Consider the following 24142-nt stretch of genomic DNA (forward strand, 5'->3'; position numbering starts at 1 on the left):
GGCAATTCAGCGGCTCCTTCAATTTACGACGCGGAGAGTCAGGGAGTTAGCAGCATTCTTTGTGCGTCCGAAAAGACGCACGGCGCGCTCAGTCTCAATGCACCGTAAACCTGGCCGCATCGGTTCGACGACGCTCCAGGCTGCGTATCAGCATCGCCGCCTCCCTCACAATCGCCGAGAATGTCGCATCGGCCTCGGCGATCCTTGTGGTCATGTCGCGGATGATCGTCGTCAGATGGAGGAGTGACTGGCGGCTGTGCGCATCTTCCGGTCCAACCTGGCTATCGGTCATGCGAAGGAGCGCATGCACCAGCCGCTCCATCGTCTGCCGGCGCCTGCTTCTCGGGTCGGCATTGGGATCTTCGCTCAGGCGCAGGAGATCGGCGACGATATCGGACATTCCGGCTCCATTCACATCGCAAAGGCCGGCGACGCGGAAGCGATATTATGTCGACCCCGCGCCTGCGTCTTCAAGCCTTCCAGCAGCCGGTAACCGTTGCGCCAACGGCCGAAGCCGCTCGCGATGTTGATATGTCCGGCAAGGCCGATATTCCTGGTCTCGGCGTTCCACAGGCGGCCGAACAGGGTCAACCGGTCGACGGCCATGTAAGCATCATTCATGCTGCCGATGACGACGGAAGGAAAAGGCAAAGGCGCTGTCGGCATCTCGCCGAACGAGATATGCCCCGGATGCAGAATTTCCGTGACCGCCAAGTCGCATGGCGCAACAAGCAAGGCCCCTTTCACGCGGCGCGCCGCGCTCCGTCCGGCGAGCCGGGCGGCCAGCAGGCATCCGAGACTATGGGCAACGAGATAGGCCTCGCCAGCCTCTTCGAGCGCACTTTCCAGTCGAAGCAGCCAGCGGTCAAGGTTCGGATGGTCCCAATCGTCCTGGGTAACGCAACGACTGCCCGGCTGGTCCTGCAGCCAGTGCTGTTGCCAATGTCCTTCAGCCGAACCGAACAGGCCGGGAAGAATGAGCACATCACTCATCGAATCAACCCGATCACCAGCGCGAACAGAAATGTGAATGAGCCCGCTATCGTGCAGACCCCGACCGCATGCCGGAATCGCGACATAAGGCTTCCCGTTGCTCTTACAGCAGCGTGCCGGCGGAGGCCGGTCTCGATGACGATTGCCATCATACCACCTCCTCAATACCAATGGCCGGGTGTAGCGCCCCAATAATGAAGTTCGTATTCGCGTGCAGACCGGTCGCGCTCTTCGTCGCGGATGAGCAATTCGTTTTGAAACTTTCGCGCTGGCTTCGGATCAAGGAAGCGGCCGATCGCGAGCTTCAGCCAGAAGTGGAAATCAAACTTCATGCGAATCTCCTGTCTGGAACTGATGTTCTCGGGCGAAAGCGCATCGCATCAAATCGGATTTATGCGGAGCGCCTTTGATGTCGTAATGCCAAAACCGCTGCGCACTTTTGGGCGAACTGCATCAGGAAATCAGCGAATGACGTCGCGCGTTGGCGAGAAGATCGCCAAGCGGTGCGCTCGGTCCATAGAGCATCAGCAGACGGTTCTCTTCCCGCTTGGCGAGGCGATAGCGCCGAGCGAATTCGAAGACACTCCACATCTGCTCGCCCGCTTCGGGCCTTTCCGCATCGTCCGGCGCCGCCTTCTGAGATCGGAGCATGGCGGCCACCCTATTCGGCCGCCGCCAGTGCCGGCTTTACCTCGGGGAAGAAAGCCGCCAATTCCCCGACCACTTCGCCGATGCGGTTCGAAAGCGCATCCGACGACACCCCGTAGTCGATAAAATCGCGATCGGAGGCGTAGACGGCCGTCGGCAGCGTATGGGCCATGAAAAACCCGAACAGCGGTCGAAGCTGATGCTCGACCATCAGCGCATGCCGGTCGCCGCCGCCGGTCGCCGTGATGATGATCGGCTTCGCCCGCAATTCGTGCGGGTCGATCAGATCGATGAGGTGCTTGAAGTGGCCGGGATAGGAGCCTTTGTAGGTCGGCGAGCCGATAATCAGGGCATCGGCATGCACGATCTCGTCGAGGACGCGCCTCGCCTGCTCATCGAGGTCTTTGCGCCATAAGGAGCTTCCCAGTGAGGGACCGACATCATTGAGATCATAGGTCTTGCTCGTAAAGCCGTATCGATCACTTGCGCGTTCGGCGACATACCGGACGAGGGCCAGTGTCTTCGATGGACGATTGAAGCTGCCAGCAATGCCGACGAGTTTGAAACCTGACATCAGTTTTCCTCTCTGTGATTGCTTCAACTATTGTCTATAAAATTGATAGATTAAAGGAATGGGCGTCTCTCCTTGCTCGCCGGGGTGAAAAAATATTCGTCTTCGCCCGGTTGATTGCGCCTAAGGCCTGTCGCCGCGCAGATGACGTTCGAGGAAGGGCAGATTGTCCTGTCCCCAGTAGATCTCGCCGTCATGGACGTAGGTCGGAAAGCCGAAGACGCCGCTGTCGCGCGCATGCACGCGGTCGGCCGACCATTTGTTCTGAACATCGTCGTCGGCTTGGCGCCTGAGCAGTGCGGCGCCGTCGAAACCGGCGGCGTTCACGATCGCCTCCCGCACATCCGCCTTGCCTATATCCTTCGCCTCGCTCCAGAAGGCATGCTGCAGAGCACGGGCCACGCCGACCCAATCCTGCCCGTCGAGATAGGCGGCGATCACGAAGAGGGACGCCGGTGTTGGGTCGCTGAGCTCGGGGCGGTGCTCGAGCCACAGTTGCTTGCCGCGCACACGGGCCCAGCGTTTGAGATCCCGAATCCAGTAGGCGCGGCGGATTTCCGGGCGGTTGCGCGAAAAAATGCCGCCGTTTTCTTCGACCACTGTCGTCAAATAGGGCGTGATGAGGACGTCGTTCTGCGCCGCCAGCTCGGTAAAGGCGTTGAATCCAATGTATGACCAGGGCGAGCCGATCGAAAAGAAATATTCTACCGTTTTGGTCACTGATGAATGTTCCTCGTAAAGTGAATGTTCAGCCATCGAATGGCGCAGATCGTCGGTCTGGCGAGATTTAGGAAGCGGCCCGAGTTCCGGATTGCGCTTTCCATCCGAGCTCGGGTGCGATTGTTGCCACGAAGTCGTGGAGGATTTGGCGATATTGCTCGTGCTCGAATTCGTAAGGAAGTTCCAGCCTCAGCTCGCTGACTTCGGGCAGGATCGGATCGGAAAAAAGCCGCTCCAATATCTCCTCCGACGTGCCAACGATATCGCGGGCGAACAAGGTACGCCGCTCGCCCTGCGGCGAAAGCGTCCGCTCGTGCCGGCCATCGGTATAATCGCGGTAGCGGCGGCGCGTTGCCGCATCGGCGCTGTCGAGAGGCACGATAACGCGGCCGAGTGCGATCCGGCGCGCGGTTCCGCAGGCACGATAAGTATCGATCAGCCGGGACTGGGCGACGAAGAAGTCATCCGTCCCCTCCCCGGTTATCACATTCCCCGTCAAGAGGTTGAAACCGTTGTGGCCGGCCCATTCGGCCGAATGCTGCGACCCGCCGCCATACCAGATGCGGTCGACCAGGCCCCTGGCAAAGGGCTGCAGACGCGGCCGCTGCGGACCAAAGGGCGTCTTGATGAAGGTCTGCTCGTCGCCGAGATAGCTGCCGCGCAGATTGTCGGCAAAGCGCAGCACCCGCGCGTGCGACAAATCATAGCTCGTCCAGTCTCCGTCGAAGGCCAGCGGGCCAATCAGCTCGGCATGCAGCGGCCGGCCGGCGCTGACGCCGATGTTCAGCCGCCCGCGCGAGAGAACATCGACTGTGGCAAGGTCTTCGGCCAGCCGGTAGGGGCTTTCATAACCGATCGGAATGACCGCGGTTCCGAGCTCGATCCGGCTGGTGCGCTGCGTCGCCGCCGCCAGGAAGGCGCTGGCCGAAGAAATCCCCGGCTCCAGATGCCGCTGGCGGACCCAGGCGCTGTCGAAGCCCAGTTCCTCGCCATACTGCAGTTGCTGGAGCGTCTGCTCCAATCCCGACAGCGGATCGTCATCGGGATAGTTTCCGGGCGTGAGGAAGCCGATATGGCTTATCGATATATTGCGGCCGCTCATGTCATGCTTTCCGGATCAATATTTCGGCAGGCCGGGCGGATTGGTCTCTGATGCCGGTAGGGCTTCCTCGGAAAGATGCCAGTGTTCGAGTATCCGCTTGTAAGTACCATCCTCGATCAGGCCATTGGTGGCGATTGTCAGCGCGTCCGCCAGGCCGCTTCCCTTGCGGGTGGCGATCGCGACATCGGAACGATCCGGCCAGCCGGCGCTCAACGTGCCGACCCGCTTGATGTTCTTGTCACGCGCGGCGATGAAGACGAGCTGGGCATGCGGCTGGACGATGACGTCGGCCCGGCCGGAACGAAGCGCGAGAAGGCTTGCCGCCTCGTCATCGTAATATTGCAGTTCGATCGGCTTCAGGCCGGCGGCGACGTCCTCTTCGCTCCACTTCACCAGGATGCGCTCCTGGTTGGTGCCGGCGCCGACGATGATCCTGAGGCCCGCCGCGTCCTTCGGCTCCTTGATCGAGGAGATGGAGCTGTCAGATCTCACGAAGAAGCCGTGCAGGCCCTGGCGATAGGTGGAGAAATCGAACTTCTCCTTGCGCTGCTCGGTGACGCCGACATTGGAGATGACGGCATCGTATTTGCCCGAAGTCAGACCGAGCGGCCAGTCGATCCAGGCGACCGGAACGATCTCCAGCGTCAGGCCAAGACTGTCGGCGACGGCATAGGCATAATCGGGATCGGCCCCGACCACTGTCTTGGCGTCGGTGGCATAGGTGGCAAGCGGAGGCCCGCTGGGGCTGACGGCGATGGTGAACTTGCCAGGTGTAACGAACTTGAAATCCTTCGGGATCGCAGCGATCGCCGCATCGTTCCTGGCGGCATGAAGCCGGCCCGGCTGCTGCGGGCTGAGGTCGAATTCCCCTGCCGCTTGGGCTGCACCGAAGCCGGTTAAGGCAGCCGTCAGCGCTGCGTAGAAGAAGGTGCGGATCGCGGGAAAGGTCGTCACGGTCGATATGTCTCCGTTTGCATCGAAAAGCAGGAGACGGACCGGCCCACATGCCGGTCCGTCAAGTGAACGTTATGAACCGCTCTTCGGCAGGCCGGGCGGGTTGGTCTGCGCCTTGTCGATCGCCTCGGGGCCGAGATTCCAGGCATCGAGGATTTTCTTATAGGCGCCGCTGGCGATTAGATCATTGACGACATTGGTCACGGGTGCGGCAAGTCCGCTGCCCTTGCGTGTGGTGACGGCAATCTCGGCGGTGATCGGCCAACCGCCGCTGACCGTGCCGACGAGCTTGGTCTTGCCGTTGATCCCCGCTGAATAGGCCTGCGTCGCGTTGACGCTGAAGACGGCGTCGGCCCTGCCAGACTGGACGGCAAGATCCTTGACCGCGTCATCGTCGTAATATTGCACCTCGATCGGCTTCAGGCCGGCCGCGACATTCTGCCGATCCCATTCCAGCAGGATCTTCTCCTGGTTGGTGCCGGCATCGGTGATGACCTTCAGACCGGCAATATCCTTAGGCTGCTTGATCGAGCTGATCGGATTATCGGCCCTGACGTAGAAACCGAGCTCATCCTTGCGGTAGGTCGAGAAATCGAATTTCTCCTTGCGCTCTTCCGTGACCGTCACGTTCGAGATTACCGCGTCGAACTTGCCGGAGGTGAGCCCGAGCGGCCAATCGGCCCATGCGACAGACACGAGGTTAAGCTTCAGGCCAAGGCTGCCGGCAATCGCCTGCGCGAGATCGACGTCATAGCCGATGACGGTCTTGGAATCGGAGGCGTAGTCGTGCAGCGGCAGATTGCCGCTTGTGCTGATGCCGACAGTGAAGACGCCCTTTTCGACGAACTTGAAGTCCTTGATTTCGGCGATGCGCTTCTCGTTCTTTTCCACCCGCAGCCGGTTCGGCTGTTCGGGACTGAGATCGAACTTCTGCTGCGCCTGAGCGGAACCGAAAACGACCGCCGCAATAGTGACGGCTCCCGCTATCAGAAGCCTTGCTCTATTTGTAAATGTCATGCCCATTCTCCACTTCATCTTAAGGTTGTGATTGTTGTCATTCGACCGGAGCAGCCCGTCGCGGCCCGGCATTTCACCAGCGTTGTCGGCGCTAGAGAACCTTGGCGAGGAATTCGCGTGTTCGAGGATGTTCCGCTTGCGTAAAGATCCGGGCCGGAGGGCCAGCCTCCAGGATACGGCCGCTTTCCATGAAGACGACGGTGTCGGCGACCTCGCGGGCGAAACCGATTTCATGGGTGACGATGACGAGCGTCGTGCCGGTGCGGGCCAGTTCCTTGATGACATCGAGCACTTCGCCGACGAGTTCGGGATCGAGCGCGGAGGTCGGCTCGTCGAAGAGCAGCACCTTGGGGCGGAGCGCCAATGCCCGGGCGATCGCCACGCGCTGCTGCTGGCCACCGGAGAGCTGGCGCGGATAGGCGTTGATCTTGTCGCTGAGGCCGATACGGGCGAGGAGTTCCCGCGCCAATTGCACGGCTTCCTCGCGGCCGATGCCGCGAACCTGGATCGGTGCCTCGATGAGGTTTTCGAGAACGGTCAGATGCGGGAAGAGGTTGAAGCTCTGGAAAACCATGCCGATATCGGCGCGGCGCTTGAGGATATCCTTTTCCTTGAGCTCATAGAGCGTATCTCCTTTCCTGCTGTAGCCGACGAAGTCGCCGTCGACGGAGATGAAACCCTCGTCGACACGTTCCAGATGGTTGATAGAGCGCAGCAGAGTCGATTTTCCCGAACCGGAAGGGCCCAGGAGGGTCGTCACGCTGCCCGCCGCCAGGTTGAGCTCGACACCATCGAGCACCTTCAACGATCCGAAACTTTTGGAGATAGCGTGGATGCGCACCGCACCGCCTGTCCGCAGTGCCGTCGAGTCATGGAACCCGAGATTGCGTGCTCTGTCGGTCGTATTATCGAGGGCCGGCAGCGGACGGCGGAAGCGCTCCAGGAATGCCTGGAAGGGCAGCGGCGTCGGATTGCGCACGGCGCCCCTGGAGAAATAGCGCTCGATATAGTGCTGGGCGACCGAGAGCACGGTCATGATGATCAGATACCAGACCGTCGCGACCATCAGCAGCGGAATGACTTCGAGATTGCGGCGGTAGATGACCTGGACCGTGTAAAAGAGCTCCGGCAGCGCCAGCACGTAAACCATGGATGTGCTTTTTGCCAATCCGATGAGCTCGTTGAAACCGGTCGGCAGGATGGAGCGCATGGCCTGTGGTAGCACGATGCGGAAAGCCTGGCGGCGGCGCGGCAGACCGAGCGCGGCTGCGGCCTCCAGCTGCCCATGATCCACCGACAGAATGCCGCCGCGGACGATCTCGGCGAAAAACGCCGACTGGTTGAGCGTGAGGCCAAGGTACGCAGCGGCAAAAGGCGTCAGCAGTTGCACGGTGGGATAGCTGAACAAGACAGTGTCGGTGAAGGGAACCCCAATCCTGATCGTTTCGTAGAGGTAGCCGAGATTGTTCAAGATCAAGAGCAGCACGATCATGGGGATCGAGCGCAGCAGCCAGATATAGCCCCAGGAAAGGCCTGATAGCAGCGGCGACTTGGAAACACGGGCGAGCGCCAGAGCCGTTCCGAGGATGGAGCCGGAAACGGCGGCGAGCGCGGTCAGGATCAATGTCCTGCCAAGGCCGACGAGCACTGGTTCGGCAAAGAACCATTCGGCAAAGACGCCCCAACCCCAACGCGGATTGGTGAAGGTGGAATAGAGCACCGCGACGATGACGACAGCGGCGAATATCGTACCCGCCAGCCGCTCGGGATGGCGGGCCGGCACGATGCGGTAACGGGAAGTGTCCTGCCTCGGTTCTGCCGTCCCGCTGGCGGGCTCGAGGCCTGCAAAATCCGTCGTCAGTGCCATTGTTGTTTCCCTTTTATGATTGTCGGTCTGCCGTTTCAGAGACTTGCGCCGGCCACCTTCAGGCGCGGTTCGCTTTCGAAAGCCGGCGCAGCGAGATGGGTGATGTCCTTTTCGAAGGGCAGGCTCTTGTAGATCTCGGGGTCGGCAGCCGTGTCGAAGAGCGCGGTGTAGCCATAATTCAGATAAAGGCCGACAGCCTCCGGTTGGCGGAAACCGGTCGTCAGATAGATCCTGCCATAACCTTGGCGCGCGGCCTGGGCTTCCAGCTCCACCAAAACCTTGCGCGCGAGGCCCTGGCGGCGCAGATCGGAGCGCGTCCAGATGCGTTTGAACTCGGCCGTGCGATCGTCATAGTGCTTGAAGGCGCCGCCGCCGATGGTTTCACCATTCCGGATCAACAGCAGAAAATTGCCATGGGGCGGCGCGAAGGCCTCGGGGGGATAGCGGTTGAGCTCGGCCGCTGCACCCTCGGCGTTGAAATAATTGCCGTAGCGGCTGTCATATTCGTAGATCAGCTCATCGATCAGCGGCTTGGCGCGGGGATCGAGAGGGGTCGTATAGAGAAACGAATCGCTCATATCGTTCATCACCCGTTGTCTTCAGTGAGGAAGGTTTCCGCGAGGCGCACCCAATAGCGGGCGGCCGGCGCGATGATCGCGTCGTTGAAATCGTAATGGGCGCTGTGGAGAGGAGCGCTGTCGCCATTGCCGACGAAGAGATAGCTGCCGGGATTGGCCTGCAGCATGAAGGCGAAATCCTCGCTTGCGGTTCTCGGCCGGAAATCCTTCTCGATCGCGGCAAGACCGAGCGCGTCATAGGCGACGTCGCGGGCAAAGGCCGTTTCTTTTGCGTGATTAATGAGCGCCGGAAAACCGAGCCGGTAGTTCACGTCAGCCTCGGCGCCGAAGCTTTCGGCCTGGGCGCGGGCAAGGGCCGGAATGCGCTCCTGCAGCAGCTGGCGGACCGTCTCGCTGAAGGCCCGCATGGTGAGCTTCATCTCCACGCTTTCCGGGATAACGTTCGAGGCGGATCCGGCATGGATCGAGCCGACGGTGGCGACCGCCATGTCCTGCGGATCGACATTCCGCGAGACGACGCTCTGGAGCGCGGTGATGAAGGAGGCCGACGCCAGCACCGGGTCGACGGCGCGGTGCGGCTCGGCGCCATGGCCGCCCTTGCCGATGATCCTGACGACCGCCTGGTCGACCGACGCCATGGCGGGGCCGGTGACAAAGCCGAACTGACCTGCCGCGACACCGGGCCAGTTGTGCAACCCGAACACCGCATCGACGGGAAAACGTTCGAACAACCCTTCCGAAATCATCTTTCGGGCGCCCGCGCCGATCTCTTCCGCCGGCTGGAAGATCAGCCGGAGCGTGCCGTTGAAAGTGCCGCTCTCTGCGAGATAGCGGGCAGCCGCCAGCAGGATGGACGTGTGCCCGTCATGGCCGCAGGCATGCATGACGCCGGGGTTGCTGCTGGCATAACCAAGGTCGGTCGCCTCCTCGATCGGCAGCGCGTCCATATCGGCCCGGATGCCAAGGCGCCTCTTGCCTTCGCCGCGCCTGAGGGTGGCGACGATGCCGGTGCCGGCAATGCCCGTCGCCACCTCATAGCCCCAGGAGGAAAGGCGGGATGCCACGAGCTTGCTGGTCCTCAGCTCCTGGAACGCCAGCTCGGGATATTGGTGCAGATCATGGCGCAGCGCGATGATTTCATCGAGATAGCAGGCGATGCCCTTCTCGACCGGATCGTTGCTGCACGGGTTCTGAGCGATGACGTCCATGGCGGTTCGCCGGCGCCTCAGGCGCCGACAGCCTTTCCGCGTTCGAGCTCATCCGTAGCGGTCGCATAGCGGCTTTCGCGGAAGGGCAGGCCCAGATGGTCGCGCAGCGTCTCGCCCTTCAGGACGGGATCGAAATAGCCGCGCTCGGTGAGGATCGGCAGGACATATCGGGCGAAATCGTCGAAGCCCTCGGCAATGACGGGAAAGCCGAGGATGAAGCCGTCGGCGGCGCCATGATCCACCCAGCGGATGATCTCGTCGGCGATATGCTCGGCAGTGCCGATGAAGGCAGTGCGCGGCGTTGCTGAATCGAGCGCGACCTGGCGCAGCGTCAGCCCTTTTTCCCGTGCTGTCCTTTTGATGCGATCGGTGGTGGCGCGGAAATTGTTCCTGCCGATATCGCCCAGTTCAGGGAACTGATCGTCGAGCGGGTAGACGCTGAAATCATGATGATCGAAGAAGCGGCCGAGGTAGAGGAGCGCCTCTTCGATCGTGACGAGATTGCGGATCGCCTGGTACTTGGCTTCCGCCTCCTCGGGCGTCGCTCCGACGATCGGCCCGATGCCTGGATAGATACCGACTTCCGCGGCACTGCGGCCATGCGCAATCACGCTGTCCTTGAGCTGCCGGTAGAAGGTCTGCGCCTCATCGAACGGCCCGCCATTGGTGAAGACGGCATCGGCATGTTTGCCGGCAAGCCGGATACCGGAATCCGAAGCACCGGCCTGAAAGACGACGGGCTGGCCCTGCTTCGAACGGCCGATGTTGAGCGGCCCCTCGATGCGGAAAAAACGGCCCTTATGGTTGAGCCGATGCATCTTCGTCTTATCGACAAAGACGCCAGTCTCGCGATTGCGCACGAAAGCATCGTCGTCCCAGGAATCCCAGAGGCCTTTGATCGCTTCGATATAATCCTCGGCGATCTCGTAGCGCAGCTCGTGCTCGGGATGTTCGCGGCTGTAATTGCGCCCCGAGCCTTCGAGCGGCGAGGTCACCGCATTCCACCCTGCCCTGCCGCCGCTGATGAGATCGATCGAGGCGAACTGGCGGGCGATGGTGAAGGGATCGCTGTAGGAGGTCGAGACCGTGCCGACAAGCCCGATCTTCGAGGTGGAGGCTGCCAGCGCCGAGAGAATGGCGATCGGCTCGAACCGGTTGAGGAAATGCGGGATCGAGTGTTCGTTGATATAAAGTCCGTCGGCGACGAAGGCAAAGGCGATGCCGGCAGCCTCCGCCTTGCGTGCCGTTTCGACGACGAAGTCGAAATTGACGCTGGCATCGGCTGGCCCGCTCGGATGCTTCCAGGCATTCATATGGCCGCCAGGCCCCTGCAGCATGATGCCGAACGTGACGTGTTTCTGAGTCATGGGATTCGATCCTCCTTGAAAAGGGTCAGGCGACGAGGGACAGCCGCTCGGCGGCGAGCAGCTCGATCGAGGCAAGGCGGTCGGCGGTTGAAAGCGCCGGCGTGTCGAGGACGAACTCCTTGACGCCGTACCGGCGGTGAAGCTGGTCCAGTTCCCCGCGGATCTGCTTGGCCGTGCCGTGGAGCACGCTCGGCACCTTTTCCTCGATGCGGTAGTCGGTGACGCCCGCCTGACGGGCAAATTCGGCTGCCTGCTCCTCACTGCCGACATTGACGGTCTGGCCGCTCGGCAGGAACACCTTGACGATGCGCAGACTACCGACGCGCTCGCGGGCATATTCCTCGCTTTCGGCGGCAAAGGCGGCGAGCGCCAGGATCGGGCGCTTGCCGCCGGATGCCCGCTCATAGGCCGCGAAAGTCTTGCTGAGATTGTCAGGATCGCCGTTCAGGTGGCCGGCGAAGACGAGCTGCCAGCCCTTCTCGGCAGCGAGTTCAGCGCTTTCGACGCTGGCGCCGAGCAGGAAACGTTCAGGAGCCATCGGCGGAAAGGGCGTTGCCTGCGCGCCGTCGTAGTCGGGGTCGGCGGCGAGATAGGTATTGAGGTCCGAAAGTTGGCGTGCAAAATCCGGCTTCCTAGACGGATCGACGGCAAGCTGCAGAGCCCGCGTCGATAGCGGGAAACCGCCCGGCGCTTTGCCGACTCCAAGATCGACGCGGCCGGGCGCGAGCGAAGCCAGTAGATTGAAGGTCTCGGCAACCTTGTAGGCGCTATAATGCTGCAGCATGACGCCGCCGGAGCCGACGCGGATCTTGGAGGTCCTGGCGAGAAGGTAGGCGATCAACGCTTCCGGTGCGGAGCTCGCCAGGTTGGACATGTTATGGTGTTCGGCGACCCAGAATCGGTGATAACCGAGTTCCTCGGCCCGGGTGGCGATCTTCACCGTCGCCCTCAACGCGTCCACGGCGGAAAGGCCCTGTTCGATCGGGCTTTTGTCGAGAAGGCTGAGGAGGTAAGTCATGACGCCGCGATCCGCTCAATGGTTGCAAAACTTACTCTATAAAATCAGTAGACAAACTTTGTTATAAGAAATGACATTCTCTTTCGCAGCCACTGAGGGGAAAAAAGCAGGCGCGCCTGAACGCTCCGATGGCGTGCTGGGATCGCCGGTTGAGCTCTTCCAATCGACCATTTGATGATCTATATTTTGGTCGAAAGGGAGTAATCGCATGAAGCTGTCAGAACGGGTCAAGCCGATCAGCTATCTCAAGGCGCACGCGCCCGAAATCATCCGGACGCTGAAGGACAACCCGCAGCCTGTCGTCATAACCCTTCACGGCGAGGCAAAGGCGATCCTTCAGGATGTCGGCCAGTATGAAGAGACACAGGAGACCTTGGCGCTCCTGAAGGTGCTGGCGCTTACCAATCGGCAAGTCGAGGAAGGCAAGACGCGCCCCGCTGCGGAATCCTTCGCGCACATTCGCAAGCGTCTGGCCGACAGCCAGTCCTGATGCCTTATCGTGTTCTTTTCGCCGAAGGCGCGGAGCGCGACGTCGAGGATCTCTATCGTTTCATCGCCGGTCGCGACGGCACCGAAACGGCGGAACGCATCCTGACGGAAATCGAGAGCGCCTGTGCCGATCTCGAAGAATTCCCCGCCCGCAGAAATATCCCAAGGGAATTGGCCAGCATCGGCATCTCCGAATACCGGGAACTGCACCATAAACCCTGGCGTATGATCTACCGCATCATCGGCACCGACGTCGTCGTCTATTGCGTGGTGGACGGACGCCGCGACATGCAGGCTTTCCTCGAGCGAAGGCTTATCCGCTGAAATTCTCCACATCGTCCCTCCTCCGTTTTGACATGCTTCGCCGGCATCCACCCGACCACCGGCAGCCGCCGAGACCTATCCAGCCTTTCGGCCGGCCGGCGCATTTGCCCGCAGGAGCGCCATCAGCATCGGGCCGATCGCGAATTCTCCCTTTTCACTTCGCCGCGTCAGGTCGCGAAGATAGCCGCCGGCTGAATTGATGTGGCCCCCGCGTTCCAGGATGCATGCCATCACGGTCGCAGCGTTCTCAGCGCCCATCACATTTGCCGCCTCCTCATAGGCTGACGGGCTGACGCCCAGCATCGATCGAACCGTGACGGCAGCGCTCATCAGCTCGCGCCAGTTGCCGATCACGCCATTCGGCCCATAGGCCAGGATTTCCGGGCAGGCCTGCAGGACCAGGCCAAGCGGGAAGGATTTCAGGCCGCCAGCATTATGGCGACCGCCCGGTCCCCCGCCTTGCCGTTCCTCCAGCTTGGTCATCTCGGCATCCTCGTGCTTCTTCCCTTCCATCGTCACGACCCCTCGCCCATTGTCTTGCTCCGCCGCTGCGCCCTGCTTCGTTTCGAAGCTTGGTTCAAGTTCAGAAGTGGATTCGGGATTTGAATTCTGTATGTGACGCTCGATATAATGGGCATTGCCGCGCTGTTTTGTTGATTTAATCTGAGTTTGCAGCCGGTTAAGGATCTCCGCCCGAAGTGCCGTCAATTCATCCAGCAGCTGTTCGATCTGGGCTGTCGTCGGCGACCTCGGCAGGCCTTCGACCAAGTCCCGAAATTCCTGATACAGCCCCTGCCAATCCCCTGGCACGTCCTCCTCGACGCCCGCTTCGATCAGCTTGGCGATATCACGGCGGCAAAGCGTGACGCGTTCGCGCAAGCGCTGGACGTGCTGTCGCTCCGCCATCACCTCGGCTGCGAGCTGCTCGATCTCCTCGGCCCGGGCAAGCAGTGGCGCCAGCGAGAAGCCGAAGGCCTCGTTGACCTCCCCTGCGCTGTCCCTGCGGACATAGCGCTTGCCGTTGGGACTGTCCTTGCGCAACAGGAGCCCCGCCTCGACAAGTGCCGCAAGATGGCGCCGCACCGTCTGTTCGGCCATGCCATGCGTTCGGAGCGACAGCTGGATATTCGACGGGAAGACGATCAAGCCGTTTTCCTGGGCCAGTTCGTTCTTCGGATAAAAGCTCAACAACGCGTTGAGCACCGCAAGCGCGCGATCGGTGATGCCGAGCAACGGCTTTGCTTCGCACAGCGCGCGAAACAGTTTCCATTTGTCGACCGACTGATCAGGCTTGATCTCGCTTGCCATGACCTGGTTTGCGAGCATTCCAAGCGTCATCGACCGCCGCCCAAAGGGCGTCGTTATACTTCCGGTTTCCATATCTTCCACCTCGACGAGGCAACAGAAATCTGCTCGCCTGAACGGCGCCAAAAACTCTTGACAGCGATTCTCGGAAGTGCGATTCTCGGAGGTGTTCAAGACTACGAGGAAAGCTTCCGTGACGGTGACGTTCGGGGGCTTTTTTCTTTTGCGCGTTATCTCCTGTTCAAATTGTCAGCTGACAATCAGTTAAACTGCCTCATTTTCCGTTATTTTCCTCTTCAAATTCGGCGGCGAGACCTGCCAACCGCCGAGCCAGGAAATCAGAAAATGCCGCCGATTTAACGGTGATGCGAAAGCTCTTGCCCGAGCGGCTCACCGAAGCAAGCGTCCCGCCGCTTTGCGTCCGAAGCGTCTGCTCGACCCGCTGCGGCGCGCCCTTCTCCTCCAGTGCCTTCCAGGTGACATCGAAGCGGCTATTGCTCTCCAGCGTTTGGAAAGCGGCGCCGGCGATTACGGCCTGCACCTTCTTCCGCCCACCTGTCTCCCTGAATTTTTCGGCAAAGGCCAGCCAGCGGGGGCGCCCCACCTTGGGCGCAGGTCCAATGGCAAGGATAATCTCGGGATCGATCGTCTGCGCCACCTGCAGCAGCCGTGACGTTTCCGGTTTATCCGTCGCCAGCGCCTGGGCAATCATGTCGCGACTGAAGCCATGCTCATCCATGCGTCGCGCAAACAGCGCCCGTTCGATGAAACTCAAGTCGACACGCGGGCCGTTCTCCTGACCCTGCGCAAGGATCAACTCTTCATCCGTGAGTTTGCGCACAACGGCCTTGACGGCAACACCGGTCTCCGCGGCCGCACGCAAGCGCCGGTGGCCATAGGCGGCCTGGTAATGCCCGGCCTTTACCGGGTCCGGACGCACAAGGATCGGAACCTGCTGTCCGCTTTCCTGGATCGACTGCTTCAATCGCTCGAACTCGGGATCCTTGTCGACCGGGATGCGGTCACGAATAAAGGACATTTCGACGACAGCCGGATCGATCTCCAGCACTTTGTCGCCAGAGGCGAGGGACTCACGCAGGGCCTTGGCGGCCGCTGCTTCCTCTCCTAACCGTCCCAGCGACAGGTTCATCGCCTTGACCGCACCCGACGGCCGATGCGGCGGTGGCGCGCTTGGCGTCTCCGGCCATGCCGGTTCGACGGCGCCAACCATGCTCTTCAGGATATCGCGACCTTTTGGGCTCATGTCCTGCTCCATGCACTGCGGATGAGTTGCTCGACCTCGGCATTGACGTTGTCGACGGATTCGACGCCGCGGTCATAGGTCTGGCGATGCATCGTCTCGCGGCCCGCCTCGTAGATCGTCTGCTTGGACAGGCCAGCGTCCGAAACCGCCGTTGACTTTACCATCATCGAGGTCAGCACGCGCTCGCCGAACAGGCTGCGCAGGAAGGCGACGATCTGCGCCTGCGGACCGTCATTGGACTCATAGCGGGTGATCAGATAACGCATCCAGTCATATTCGAGATTGCCGCCGGCCTGTTTGACGACGGCCAAAAGGTCGGAGGTCATCGTCAGGAACTGGTTCATCGACGCCACGTCGAGCATCTGTGGATGAACGGTGATCAGCACGGCAGTGGCAGCGCAGAGAGCAGACAGCGTAAGAAAGCCGAGGGTAGGGGGGCAATCGATGATGACGACGTCGTAGCTCTGCTCCAGCGAATGCAGCGCATTGCCGACCCGCATGAAGAACATGTCCTTGTCGTCGCGATTGCTGTCGGCCAGCGCCTTCGGCGTATCGTGCTCGAACTCGTGCAGTTCGAGATTGCCCGGGATGAGATCGAGACCGGGGAAATAGGTCTGGCGGACGATGTCGGCCACGTCACGGCGCGTCTCGTCATACTTGATGGCGCCGTAAAGCGTCTCGTTTTCACCGACATCGAACTCCGGCTGATATCCGAGCATCGCCGACATCGACGCCTGCGGGTCAAGGTCGACGGCGAGCACGCGATAGCCACGCAGCGCCAGGAACTGCGCCAGATGGATTGACGTTGTCGTCTTGCCGGATCCGCCCTTGAAATTGGTGACGGCGATCACCTGGAGATGATCGCCCGGCCGGCGCATCGGCAGATAGGATGGTTTGGTGCGCCCCAGATGCTGGCGCATCGCATGGATTTCTTCGAGCGAGAAGACACGGCGACCCGCGGACGTCTTTTCAGGATTGATGCTTTCCACCTGGGCAGTGAGATGACGAACATAGCTGTCGGTGACGCCGAGCAGCTTGGCGGCCTCGGTGCTGCTGAACCGCCGCAGCGACTTGCGGGCATCGGGCGAAAACAACCGCTCGAACAGCACCTGGAGCTGGCTGCTGAGCATCGTCGAGTCCTGCGCAATCGTCTCGTCGATCGAGACTTGACTCGCTCTTCTGGCTTTCTCAACTATCGCGGCCTTGGTCGGCATTCACGCAAATCCTGATAAATCGGGCAATTTTGCGCAAATGATCGTGAGTCTCGCGATTCCGTCAAGCGAATTCTTGGTTAGCCAATATATAACAAACTGAATTCGTCGAAAAAATTACGTGGAATTCCGGAATCTTAGCGCAATTGTCAGCTGACAACGGCGGCGAACCCGCATCGCCAAAGCCGCCCCGACATATCGCGGCAGGTTCTCGACGGACCTGAAGGCACCGCCGACTCTTCTCGGAGATAACTGGGCTTGGCACAGGCCGACCAGGTAAATGCCGCTTCCTATTTATAAGCAGACGAAGGGCAGAGGCTTTCGGCCTCCAAGCCGCGGACGGGCTCGACGCCGGAAGACTTGACATTCCCATCTTGGGATTCGGGATCGCGGCGTGACGGGGCAAGCCCGAGCATTTGTTCGAGACGGCCGGCATTGAGCGGAGCGCTTATTCCCTTGAAGTTCATCTTCCATCTTTCGTCTGCATATGGGCTTGCGTGAAGGAGAGATAAGCGCAATTTGAACCGGCGGAGAACCGCCCGCCGACTTTATCACCATCTTTTCCATGTGCGGCGAAAAAGGAGAGGGGCTCAATCAAGCATCGCTCCCGAGATGGCGCTTGCGACGGCGACAATGCGACGGCATGCCCGCGGATACGACGGCCGCGTTCCGTTCAGACAATGCGTACTAGAGGAGTCGCGAGTTGCGGTTGGGCGCAGACTGGAACAGTCAGCTGCGACCATCGACCGTGAGGATTGCAAACGCTCGCGCTATGCGAATCATGTCTGGAGAGGTATGATCGAAATCGTTAACGGTCCCGTATCGACCTACCCCTCCGGAAACCTGCACTTGCCTAGCGGAACCTATGGGCGAATTTGCTTCCGTCTACGGAATTCCTCGTTGTTTACCTGTTATTTACCATAAGGTGACGCAGCGCCGGCCGACTCTATATTGCGGTCCGCGCGGAGGAGGACGACCTGCTCTGCCGGCCGCTTTCCCGTTCTTGGTCGGGCTATCGCGCTTTCATCCCTCGCGATTGGTGAAATGGGCATTGCCCAACCCTGTGCCGATGGTCAGTACCGCCCATGTCGATACGTCATCGATGAAAGGGATCTGCGACAGGCCCTGCACGACGGCGTCATTGTGCATCATCACGAATGTGCTGTGATCGCCGATTGCGGGGATGGCCTTCATCAGTGCGGCGGGAAGGTTGAAGCTGTCGCTTTCCCAATTGCCGCCCGGCAGGTTCTGTCCGCCGCGTTCGATCGAGCCGTCTGCCTTGATGATGCCGGGACAGCCGATCCCGATGATCGGGGCCGGCTTCAGATTGGCCTTTTCTGCCTTATCGATCAGTTCCTGCAACATCGCCGCCAGCCTTTCTACCGTCGCACTGCGGCTCGGCTCGTCGTCGGCGTGACGCCAGATCGTTGATTCCCAGACACTCGCATCGGCGAAGTGCGGTTTTTTTTCCTTTCCGAACTCGACGACTCCGGCACGGACGTTTGTGCCGCCGATATCGACGGCCAGCATCGCCTCATAGCCTTTGAACATCCAGGAAGGCATGAGGTGGACGGAGCCGATCAGCCCAGCCTCGTCGGGATGGTGGACGATCGGGACGACCTCGATATTGATGCCGGCCGCCTTGAGCAGAACCATGGTCCTGGCGATCGTCAGTTCCCCGAAGCGGCTCTGTCTGAAGCCGCCGCCGACGACGATGCGCTCGGTCTTGGACCAGCGCTCGTCCTTGAGGAATTTTTTGATGACCTCGGCAAAGTCCTGCGCGAAGTCCTCCACCGCCCCCATGACCAGTGCGGCGGCCTCCATGTCGTCCCCTTTCAGCAGAGACTCGATTTTTTTCTTGGAAAGCTTGGCTGTCGAAACCTTCCCGATCGGGTCATCTCCGAACTTGCGGACATGTTTTCTCCAATCGTCGAGCTTCTGCTGGAAAGTCTTCTTGTTGGCGTTGTCGCCAACAAAGCCGTTCTTGTCACGCAGTTCATTGTTGTAGTCGTCGATCGTCACAAGCGGCAAAACAGTCGCGCCATGCGCCAACGGCGCGATGACCTCCTCGCTATTCTTGGAATTGCTTTTGGCCATCGATTTACCTTTGCGGCGCGAGTGCTTGAACGGGCGGCGAGATTAAACGCTGACCCGCCTTTGGATGTTCCCGTGCCGCCGACGTCATCTTGTCCTTGCCGGCGGGCGACCTAGCTTCACTGATTGCAAAGTTTGGAGAATGCCGTGCAGAACGACACCGCTACCCAGGAAATGCTTTCAATGGTGCTGGAGGAACCTGATCATTGGGCGATGTTCCTCGACATCGACGGAACACTGCTCAATCTTGCACCGACACCGGATGCGATTGAGGTCCCAGAGGACCTGCCCGGACACCTTCATCGCCTTTCCAACAAGCTCGGCGGCGCCTTGGCGCTGGTCACCGGGCGCTCGCTTGCTTATGCAGACGAGCTGTTCAAGCCCTTTGCATTTCCAACCGCAGGCCTGCATGGCGCCGAGATCAGGAGCGCCGCCGGAATGCATACGGTCGAGGCGACCCCCGAGTTCCAGGCACTGAAACATGCATTGACCGCCGAAGCCGAACATTATCCGGGAGTTCTGATAGAGGATAAGGGTGCCGCCGTTGCCGCGCACTACCGGCTGGCGCCCGAATATGAGAAAGTGCTCGAGGAGCGCATGCATCACTATGCGGAGCTGGCCGGACCGAACTGGGCGTTGCAGCTCGGTAAAAGGGTGTTCGAGTTGCGACCGGCACGGTCGAGCAAGGGCGATGCGCTGGAGCGCTTTTTTCAGTCAGATCCTTTCAAGAACCGCTGCCCCATTACTATCGGCGATGATTTGACCGACGAGTCGATGTTTGCGATCGCCAATGCGCGCGGCGGCGTCTCCGTGCGTGTCGGGGCCATCGGCGCCCCGAGCTGCGCCACGAGCCGGCTGTCTTCGGCTGCACTGGTCAGGAATGTCATTGCCGCCCTGGCCGCCTGAGATGAATTTCAGACGGTCTCAAGGGCAGATTCCCGTCGTCTTTGCGCCGCCTGCGTTGCGTCAATCATCAAAAAAGTATCGGTTTTGGCCGGGAATCGTGGTGGCGGGCATGAAGCGAGCCCACTACACTCGTCATAATAATAAAGCCAAAAGGGAATTTGGCGGGCGGACGTAGAACCGCCCCTCGGAGGAGGAAACGATGGAACCTGACTTGGAAGTCGTTCAGATCAGACCGGGCGAATCCTTCGCAACGAAGGCGCATGGCTATCCCTATCACACCGTTCGCTGGCATTTTCATCCGGAATATGAACTGCATCTCGTCGTGGCGACCACAGGACGCTATTTCGTCGGCGATTTCATCGGCGAGTTCGAACCGGGCAATCTGGTGCTGGCCGGCCCCAATCTTCCTCACAACTGGATCAGCGACGTCCCGAAGGGATCGAGCATTCCGCTTCGATGCCAGCTAATCCAGTTCAGTGAGAATTTCATCAGCGACACGATGAAGGTGCTGCCCGAGCTCAATCCCTTCGAGCCGGTCCTCGAAGCGTCCCGCCGGGGCGTGCTCTTCGGCACTGAGACCAGCCGGCAGGCGGCGCCTCTGATGAACGAGGTGCAGCAGGCCCAGGGCGTACGCCGTATCGAGCTCTTCATGATGATCGTCGGGCTGCTCAGCCGGGCGCAGGATGCCCAGCTTCTCGCAAGTCCCAGCTATCTGCCCGACCCCTCGGGCTATATGTCGGCCGGCATCAATAAGGCGCTCGCCTATATCAGAGAAAATCTGACGAAATCCTTCGACGAAACCGATCTCGCTGAAATTGCCGGACAGTCCACAGGCGCCTTCTCACGCGCTTTCCGCCGCCATACCGGCATGTCGCTCGTGCAATATGTGAAACGCCTGCGCATCAATCTCGCCTGCCAGATCCTGATGAGCGACGAGCATGCGTCGATCACCGACATCTGCTTCGAGGTCGGCTTCAACAATCTGTCCAACTTCAACCGCCAGTTTCTCGCGGAAAAAGGCATGACGCCATCCCGCTTCCGGCGATTGTTGGGTGACAATATCAACGTGGCGAAGGCGGCATAAGGTCCGCCGAAGACGGCAATAGGGGAGGACAAGGAGGAGGAGCGAAAACTGACGCAGGCTTGAACGTGAGCGCGCGAGGAGCCGCTCGCGAAAGGAGACGCTTGTCCTCAGAAACAGCCGGGACAGGCACAGCCGCTCATTCAGCCGAACGGCACAGCAGAACACTGCAATCATGCACTACACGATTTTTTCCAATGGGAGGAGATGGAAATGACGAAATTTTCGACAAGAGCGGTAGGCGCCGCGGCACTTATGCTGTCCTTGCTCGGCGGGAGTTCCGCCTTTGCACAAAGCGCGGTTGCGGATGCAACCGTCGCGTTCCTTATGCCCGACCAGGGCTCGACCCGTTATGAAGAGCACGACCATCCGGGCTTCGTCGCCGAAATGAAGAAGCTTTGTGCGTCCTGCAAGGTCATCTATCAGAATGCCGATGCCGATATCGCCAAACAGCAGCAACAGTTCAATTCGGCGATCACCCAGGGCGCCAAGGTCATCGTGCTGGATCCGGTGGATTCGGCGGCGGCAGCCTCTCTCGTTCAACTCGCCCAGAGTCAGGGCGTCAAGGTCATCGCCTATGACCGCCCGATCCCGAAGGGCAAGGCCGATTTCTACGTCTCCTTCGACAATAAGGCGATCGGCAAGGCGATCGCGGAGTCGCTGGTCCAGCATCTGAAGGCCAAGAACGTGCCGACTGACGGCGGCGGCATTCTGCAGATCAACGGCTCGCCGACCGATGCCGCTGCCGGGCTGATCAAGGACGGCATTCATGAGGGTCTGGCGAGCGGCGGATACAAGACGCTTGCCGAATTCGATACGCCGAACTGGCAGCCGGCGAACGCTCAGCAATGGGCCGCCGGACAGATCACGCGTTTCGGAAAGCAGATCGTCGGCGTCGTCGCCGCCAATGACGGCACCGGCGGTGGTGCCATCGCAGCCTTCAAGGCAGCCGGTGTCGATCCGGTGCCGCCGGTGACCGGCAATGACGCGACGATCGCCGCGCTGCAGCTCATCATATCCGGGGATCAGTACAACACGATCTCCAAGCCGAGCGAAATCGTCGCCGCTGCCGCTGCCGATGTCGCCGTGAAGCTGTTGGCAGGTGAGACAATCAAGGCCGAGATGACGCTCTACGACACGCCCGCCCAGCTTTTCGTGCCGGCCGTCGTCACTGCCGAAAACCTGAAGGCCGAGATCATCGACAAGAAGATCAACACCGCCGAAGAACTCTGCACCGGCCGTTACGCAGACGGCTGCAAGAAGCTCGGCATCACCAAATAATCCAAAGGGAAGCGCGACCGCCATCGGTCGCGCTTCCGATTTCGCTTTTTCCGAAAGACCAGGCGATGTCTGAAACCTCTTATCAATTTGAGTCCCGCCAGCCCGTCCTCAGCCTGCGTGGAATTTCGAAGAATTTCGGAGCGGTGTCGGCGCTGACCGATATCGAACTCGATGTGCATGCCGGTGAAGTCGTGGCGCTAGTGGGCGACAATGGCGCCGGCAAATCGACGCTGGTCAAGATCCTGGCCGGCGTGCACCAGCCAACCTCGGGCACCATCCTGTTCGAGGGTCAACAGGCAGATTTATCGAGCCCCAGCGCTGCGCTCAATCTGGGCATTGCGACCGTGTTCCAGGATTTGGCGCTGTGCGAAAATCTCGACGTCGTCGCCAACATCTTTCTCGGAAAGGAGCTCAATCCCTTCCAGCTCGACGAGGTCGCGATGGAGATCCGCGCCTGGAAGCTTCTGAACGAACTTTCCGCGCGGATCCCGAGCGTGCGTGAGCCCGTCGCTTCGCTTTCCGGGGGCCAGCGTCAAACAGTAGCGATCGCCCGGTCGCTGTTGCTCGAACCGAAACTGATCATGCTCGACGAACCCACCGCCGCACTCGGCGTTGCCCAGACCGCCGAGGTACTGGATCTGATCGAACGCGTGCGTGAACGCGGCCTCGGCGTCATCATGATCAGCCATAACATGGAGGATGTGCGGGCCGTCGCCGACCGTATCGTCGTCCTTCGGCTCGGCCGCAACAACGGCACCTTCATGCCCGACGCATCCAACGAAGAGCTCGTCAGCGCGATTACCGGCGCATCCAACAATTCCGTCTCCCGCCGCGCCATGCGCCGCAAGGCACAGAGCCAAGAGAATGAGGAGGGAAGGCCATGATGAAGACCATTCAGAACGAACCGGCATCACCCGCGCTTCTCGACCGGCGCGACGAAAGAGTGCGCCATGACGACAGCCTTGCCGGGTCGGTCCGCGCCTTCTGGGACCGCATCCGCTCGGGCGACCTCGGCTCGCTGCCTGTCATCGTCGGCCTGGCGATCATCTGGACGGTCTTCCAGGCGCTCAATCCGGTGTTTCTCTCCAGCGCCAACCTCGTGAACATGCTATTCGACTGCTCGACGGTCGGCGTCATCTCGCTCGGTATCGTCTGCATCCTGATGGTCGGCGAGATCGATCTCTCCGTCGGTTCGGTCAGCGGCTTCGCCTCGGCGCTCACCGGCGTCTTCTGGGTCAATCAGGGCTGGCCGGTGGTCGCGGCGGTGCTCGCCGCGATGATCGTCGGCGCTCTGATCGGCTCGCTCTACGCGTTCCTGTTCAACCGCTTCGGGATGCCGAGCTTCGTCTCCACGCTGTCCGGACTGCTCGCGGTTCTCGGCCTGCAGCTGTATATGCTCGGAGCAACCGGTTCGATCAATCTTCCCTATGGGTCGTGGCTGGTGAACTTCGGCCAGATCATGGTCATGCCCGACCCGGTCGCCTATCTGCTGGTGGCGGTTGCGGGCTTTGGCTTCTTCTTCGCGAGCTACCGCACGGCGGCGCGCCGACGGGCGGCCGGCTTGTCCTCGAAATCGGTTGGCGGACTGCTTCTGCGTGCCGTCATCATCACCGTCGCTCTGGAAGCGGTCGCCTTCTATCTCAACCAGTCCCGCGGCATTCCATGGATGTTTGGCCTGTTCGTCGGCCTGGTCGCAGCGATGAACTATGCGCTGACCCGCACGAAGTGGGGCCGCTCCATGCATGCCGTCGGCGGCAACAGGGAGGCGGCCCGCCGCTCGGGCATCAACGTATCACGCATCTATGCGAGCGCCTTCGTCATGTGCGCTCTGCTGGCCGCGACCGGCGGCGTGCTGTCGGCAGCGCGACTGGCGACGGCCAGCCAGCAGGCGGGCACCGGCGACGTCAATCTCAACGCCATCGCTGCGGCGGTCATCGGCGGCACCAGCCTGTTCGGCGGACGCGGCAGTGCCTATTCGGCCCTTCTCGGCATCATCGTCATCCAGTCGATCGCCAGCGGTCTGACGCTCCTCGATCTGTCGTCATCGCTTCGTTACATGATCACGGGGGCCGTTCTTGCCGTCGCCGTCATCGTCGACTCACTGGCACGCCGCTCGCGCATTTCACACGGCCGGGCCTAGATCA

General features: G+C 60.7%; 25 protein-coding genes. 7 read left to right on the forward strand and 18 right to left on the reverse strand.

Annotation, left to right across the window (positions count from 1 at the left end; translation table 11 throughout):
• Window positions 1-94: 94 nt before the first annotated feature.
• The 14 genes from HJC04_RS22920 to HJC04_RS22985 all read right to left on the reverse strand — a co-directional run bounded on the left by HJC04_RS22920 (window position 95) and on the right by HJC04_RS22985 (window position 12043).
• The gene (locus HJC04_RS22920) at window positions 95-400 is read right to left on the reverse strand and encodes a hypothetical protein (protein ID WP_221147221.1); all 306 of its coding nucleotides are present in this window, start codon (window positions 398-400) and stop codon (window positions 95-97) included.
• A gap of 11 nt (window positions 401-411) precedes the next feature.
• A complete protein-coding gene (locus tag HJC04_RS22925) occupies window positions 412-993 on the reverse strand; it encodes an alpha/beta hydrolase (protein ID WP_210633536.1) in 582 nt (193 codons plus the stop codon).
• Between the two features lie 161 nt (window positions 994-1154).
• Complete coding sequence (locus HJC04_RS22930; protein ID WP_210633535.1) at window positions 1155-1325, reverse strand: hypothetical protein; 171 nt, start codon at window positions 1323-1325, stop codon at window positions 1155-1157.
• A 121-nt stretch (window positions 1326-1446) separates the two neighbouring features.
• Entirely contained in the window at window positions 1447-1644 is a 198-nt protein-coding gene (locus HJC04_RS22935; RefSeq protein WP_210633534.1) for a hypothetical protein, read from the reverse strand.
• A 10-nt stretch (window positions 1645-1654) separates the two neighbouring features.
• Window positions 1655-2215: an FMN reductase gene (gene msuE / locus HJC04_RS22940; protein ID WP_210633533.1), complete on the reverse strand. Its 561-nt coding sequence runs from the start codon at window positions 2213-2215 to the stop codon at window positions 1655-1657.
• 120 nt (window positions 2216-2335) lie between these two features.
• Window positions 2336-2932 (reverse strand): 2-hydroxychromene-2-carboxylate isomerase, encoded by a 597-nt coding sequence (locus tag HJC04_RS22945; protein WP_210633532.1) that lies wholly within the window; start codon window positions 2930-2932, stop codon window positions 2336-2338.
• 67 nt (window positions 2933-2999) lie between these two features.
• The gene (locus tag HJC04_RS22950; protein ID WP_221147222.1) at window positions 3000-4034 is read right to left on the reverse strand and encodes an LLM class flavin-dependent oxidoreductase; all 1035 of its coding nucleotides are present in this window, start codon (window positions 4032-4034) and stop codon (window positions 3000-3002) included.
• A gap of 15 nt (window positions 4035-4049) precedes the next feature.
• Window positions 4050-4988 (reverse strand): ABC transporter substrate-binding protein, encoded by a 939-nt coding sequence (locus tag HJC04_RS22955; RefSeq protein ID WP_221147223.1) that lies wholly within the window; start codon window positions 4986-4988, stop codon window positions 4050-4052.
• A 72-nt stretch (window positions 4989-5060) separates the two neighbouring features.
• Window positions 5061-6005, reverse strand: coding sequence for an ABC transporter substrate-binding protein (locus tag HJC04_RS22960; protein ID WP_221147224.1), 945 nt, complete (start codon window positions 6003-6005; stop codon window positions 5061-5063).
• Between the two features lie 91 nt (window positions 6006-6096).
• Complete coding sequence (locus HJC04_RS32120) at window positions 6097-7872, reverse strand: amino acid ABC transporter permease/ATP-binding protein (protein WP_221147225.1); 1776 nt, start codon at window positions 7870-7872, stop codon at window positions 6097-6099.
• Window positions 7873-7907: 35 nt separating this feature from the next.
• Window positions 7908-8462: a GNAT family N-acetyltransferase gene (locus HJC04_RS22970; RefSeq protein WP_210633527.1), complete on the reverse strand. Its 555-nt coding sequence runs from the start codon at window positions 8460-8462 to the stop codon at window positions 7908-7910.
• A complete protein-coding gene (locus HJC04_RS22975; RefSeq protein WP_210633526.1) occupies window positions 8459-9658 on the reverse strand; it encodes a M20 aminoacylase family protein in 1200 nt (399 codons plus the stop codon). The genes HJC04_RS22970 and HJC04_RS22975 overlap by 4 nt, the downstream gene beginning before the upstream one ends.
• A gap of 17 nt (window positions 9659-9675) precedes the next feature.
• Complete coding sequence (locus HJC04_RS22980) at window positions 9676-11025, reverse strand: LLM class flavin-dependent oxidoreductase (protein WP_210633525.1); 1350 nt, start codon at window positions 11023-11025, stop codon at window positions 9676-9678.
• Between the two features lie 25 nt (window positions 11026-11050).
• On the reverse strand, window positions 11051-12043 hold the full coding sequence (locus tag HJC04_RS22985) for an LLM class flavin-dependent oxidoreductase (protein ID WP_221147226.1): 993 nt from the start codon (window positions 12041-12043) through the stop codon (window positions 11051-11053).
• 208 nt (window positions 12044-12251) lie between these two features.
• Here HJC04_RS22985 and HJC04_RS22990 point away from each other — a divergent pair, with 208 nt between their 5' ends.
• Both HJC04_RS22990 and HJC04_RS22995 read left to right on the forward strand, forming a co-directional pair.
• Complete coding sequence (locus HJC04_RS22990) at window positions 12252-12533, forward strand: type II toxin-antitoxin system Phd/YefM family antitoxin (RefSeq protein ID WP_210633523.1); 282 nt, start codon at window positions 12252-12254, stop codon at window positions 12531-12533.
• Entirely contained in the window at window positions 12533-12856 is a 324-nt protein-coding gene (locus tag HJC04_RS22995) for a type II toxin-antitoxin system RelE/ParE family toxin (protein ID WP_221123305.1), read from the forward strand. The genes HJC04_RS22990 and HJC04_RS22995 overlap by 1 nt, the downstream gene beginning before the upstream one ends.
• 75 nt (window positions 12857-12931) lie before the next feature.
• On the opposite strand, the gene repC is transcribed toward HJC04_RS22995, so the two are convergent.
• The 4 genes from repC to HJC04_RS23015 form a co-directional block, all read right to left on the reverse strand.
• Window positions 12932-14236 carry a plasmid replication protein RepC gene (gene repC, locus HJC04_RS23000; RefSeq protein ID WP_210633521.1) on the reverse strand — a complete coding sequence of 435 codons (1305 nt, stop codon included), beginning with the start codon at window positions 14234-14236 and terminating at the stop codon, window positions 12932-12934.
• A 199-nt stretch (window positions 14237-14435) separates the two neighbouring features.
• Window positions 14436-15425 (reverse strand): plasmid partitioning protein RepB, encoded by a 990-nt coding sequence (gene repB, locus HJC04_RS23005; RefSeq protein WP_221147227.1) that lies wholly within the window; start codon window positions 15423-15425, stop codon window positions 14436-14438.
• The gene (repA, locus tag HJC04_RS23010; protein ID WP_210633519.1) at window positions 15422-16639 is read right to left on the reverse strand and encodes a plasmid partitioning protein RepA; all 1218 of its coding nucleotides are present in this window, start codon (window positions 16637-16639) and stop codon (window positions 15422-15424) included. Before repA ends, repB begins: the two co-directional genes overlap by 4 nt.
• 1020 nt (window positions 16640-17659) lie before the next feature.
• Complete coding sequence (locus HJC04_RS23015) at window positions 17660-18733, reverse strand: ROK family protein (RefSeq protein WP_221147228.1); 1074 nt, start codon at window positions 18731-18733, stop codon at window positions 17660-17662.
• A gap of 123 nt (window positions 18734-18856) precedes the next feature.
• On the opposite strand from HJC04_RS23015, the gene otsB reads away from it, so the two are divergent.
• The 5 genes from otsB to HJC04_RS23040 all read left to right on the forward strand — a co-directional run bounded on the left by otsB (window position 18857) and on the right by HJC04_RS23040 (window position 24138).
• Complete coding sequence (otsB, locus tag HJC04_RS23020; protein WP_210633517.1) at window positions 18857-19636, forward strand: trehalose-phosphatase; 780 nt, start codon at window positions 18857-18859, stop codon at window positions 19634-19636.
• Window positions 19637-19835: 199 nt separating this feature from the next.
• Window positions 19836-20720, forward strand: a complete 885-nt coding sequence (locus tag HJC04_RS23025; protein ID WP_210633516.1) for an AraC family transcriptional regulator — start codon at window positions 19836-19838, stop codon at window positions 20718-20720.
• A 204-nt stretch (window positions 20721-20924) separates the two neighbouring features.
• Entirely contained in the window at window positions 20925-21998 is a 1074-nt protein-coding gene (locus HJC04_RS23030) for a sugar ABC transporter substrate-binding protein (protein ID WP_210633515.1), read from the forward strand.
• Window positions 21999-22063: 65 nt separating this feature from the next.
• Window positions 22064-22882 carry an ATP-binding cassette domain-containing protein gene (locus HJC04_RS23035; RefSeq protein WP_210633514.1) on the forward strand — a complete coding sequence of 273 codons (819 nt, stop codon included), beginning with the start codon at window positions 22064-22066 and terminating at the stop codon, window positions 22880-22882.
• Window positions 22879-24138, forward strand: a complete 1260-nt coding sequence (locus HJC04_RS23040) for a sugar ABC transporter permease (protein ID WP_210633513.1) — start codon at window positions 22879-22881, stop codon at window positions 24136-24138. The genes HJC04_RS23035 and HJC04_RS23040 overlap by 4 nt, the downstream gene beginning before the upstream one ends.
• The last annotated feature ends 4 nt before the right edge of the window (window positions 24139-24142 follow it).

It is taken from the genome of Rhizobium sp. NLR8a, assembly GCF_019685235.1.
Taxonomy (GTDB): Bacteria; Pseudomonadota; Alphaproteobacteria; order Rhizobiales; family Rhizobiaceae; genus Rhizobium.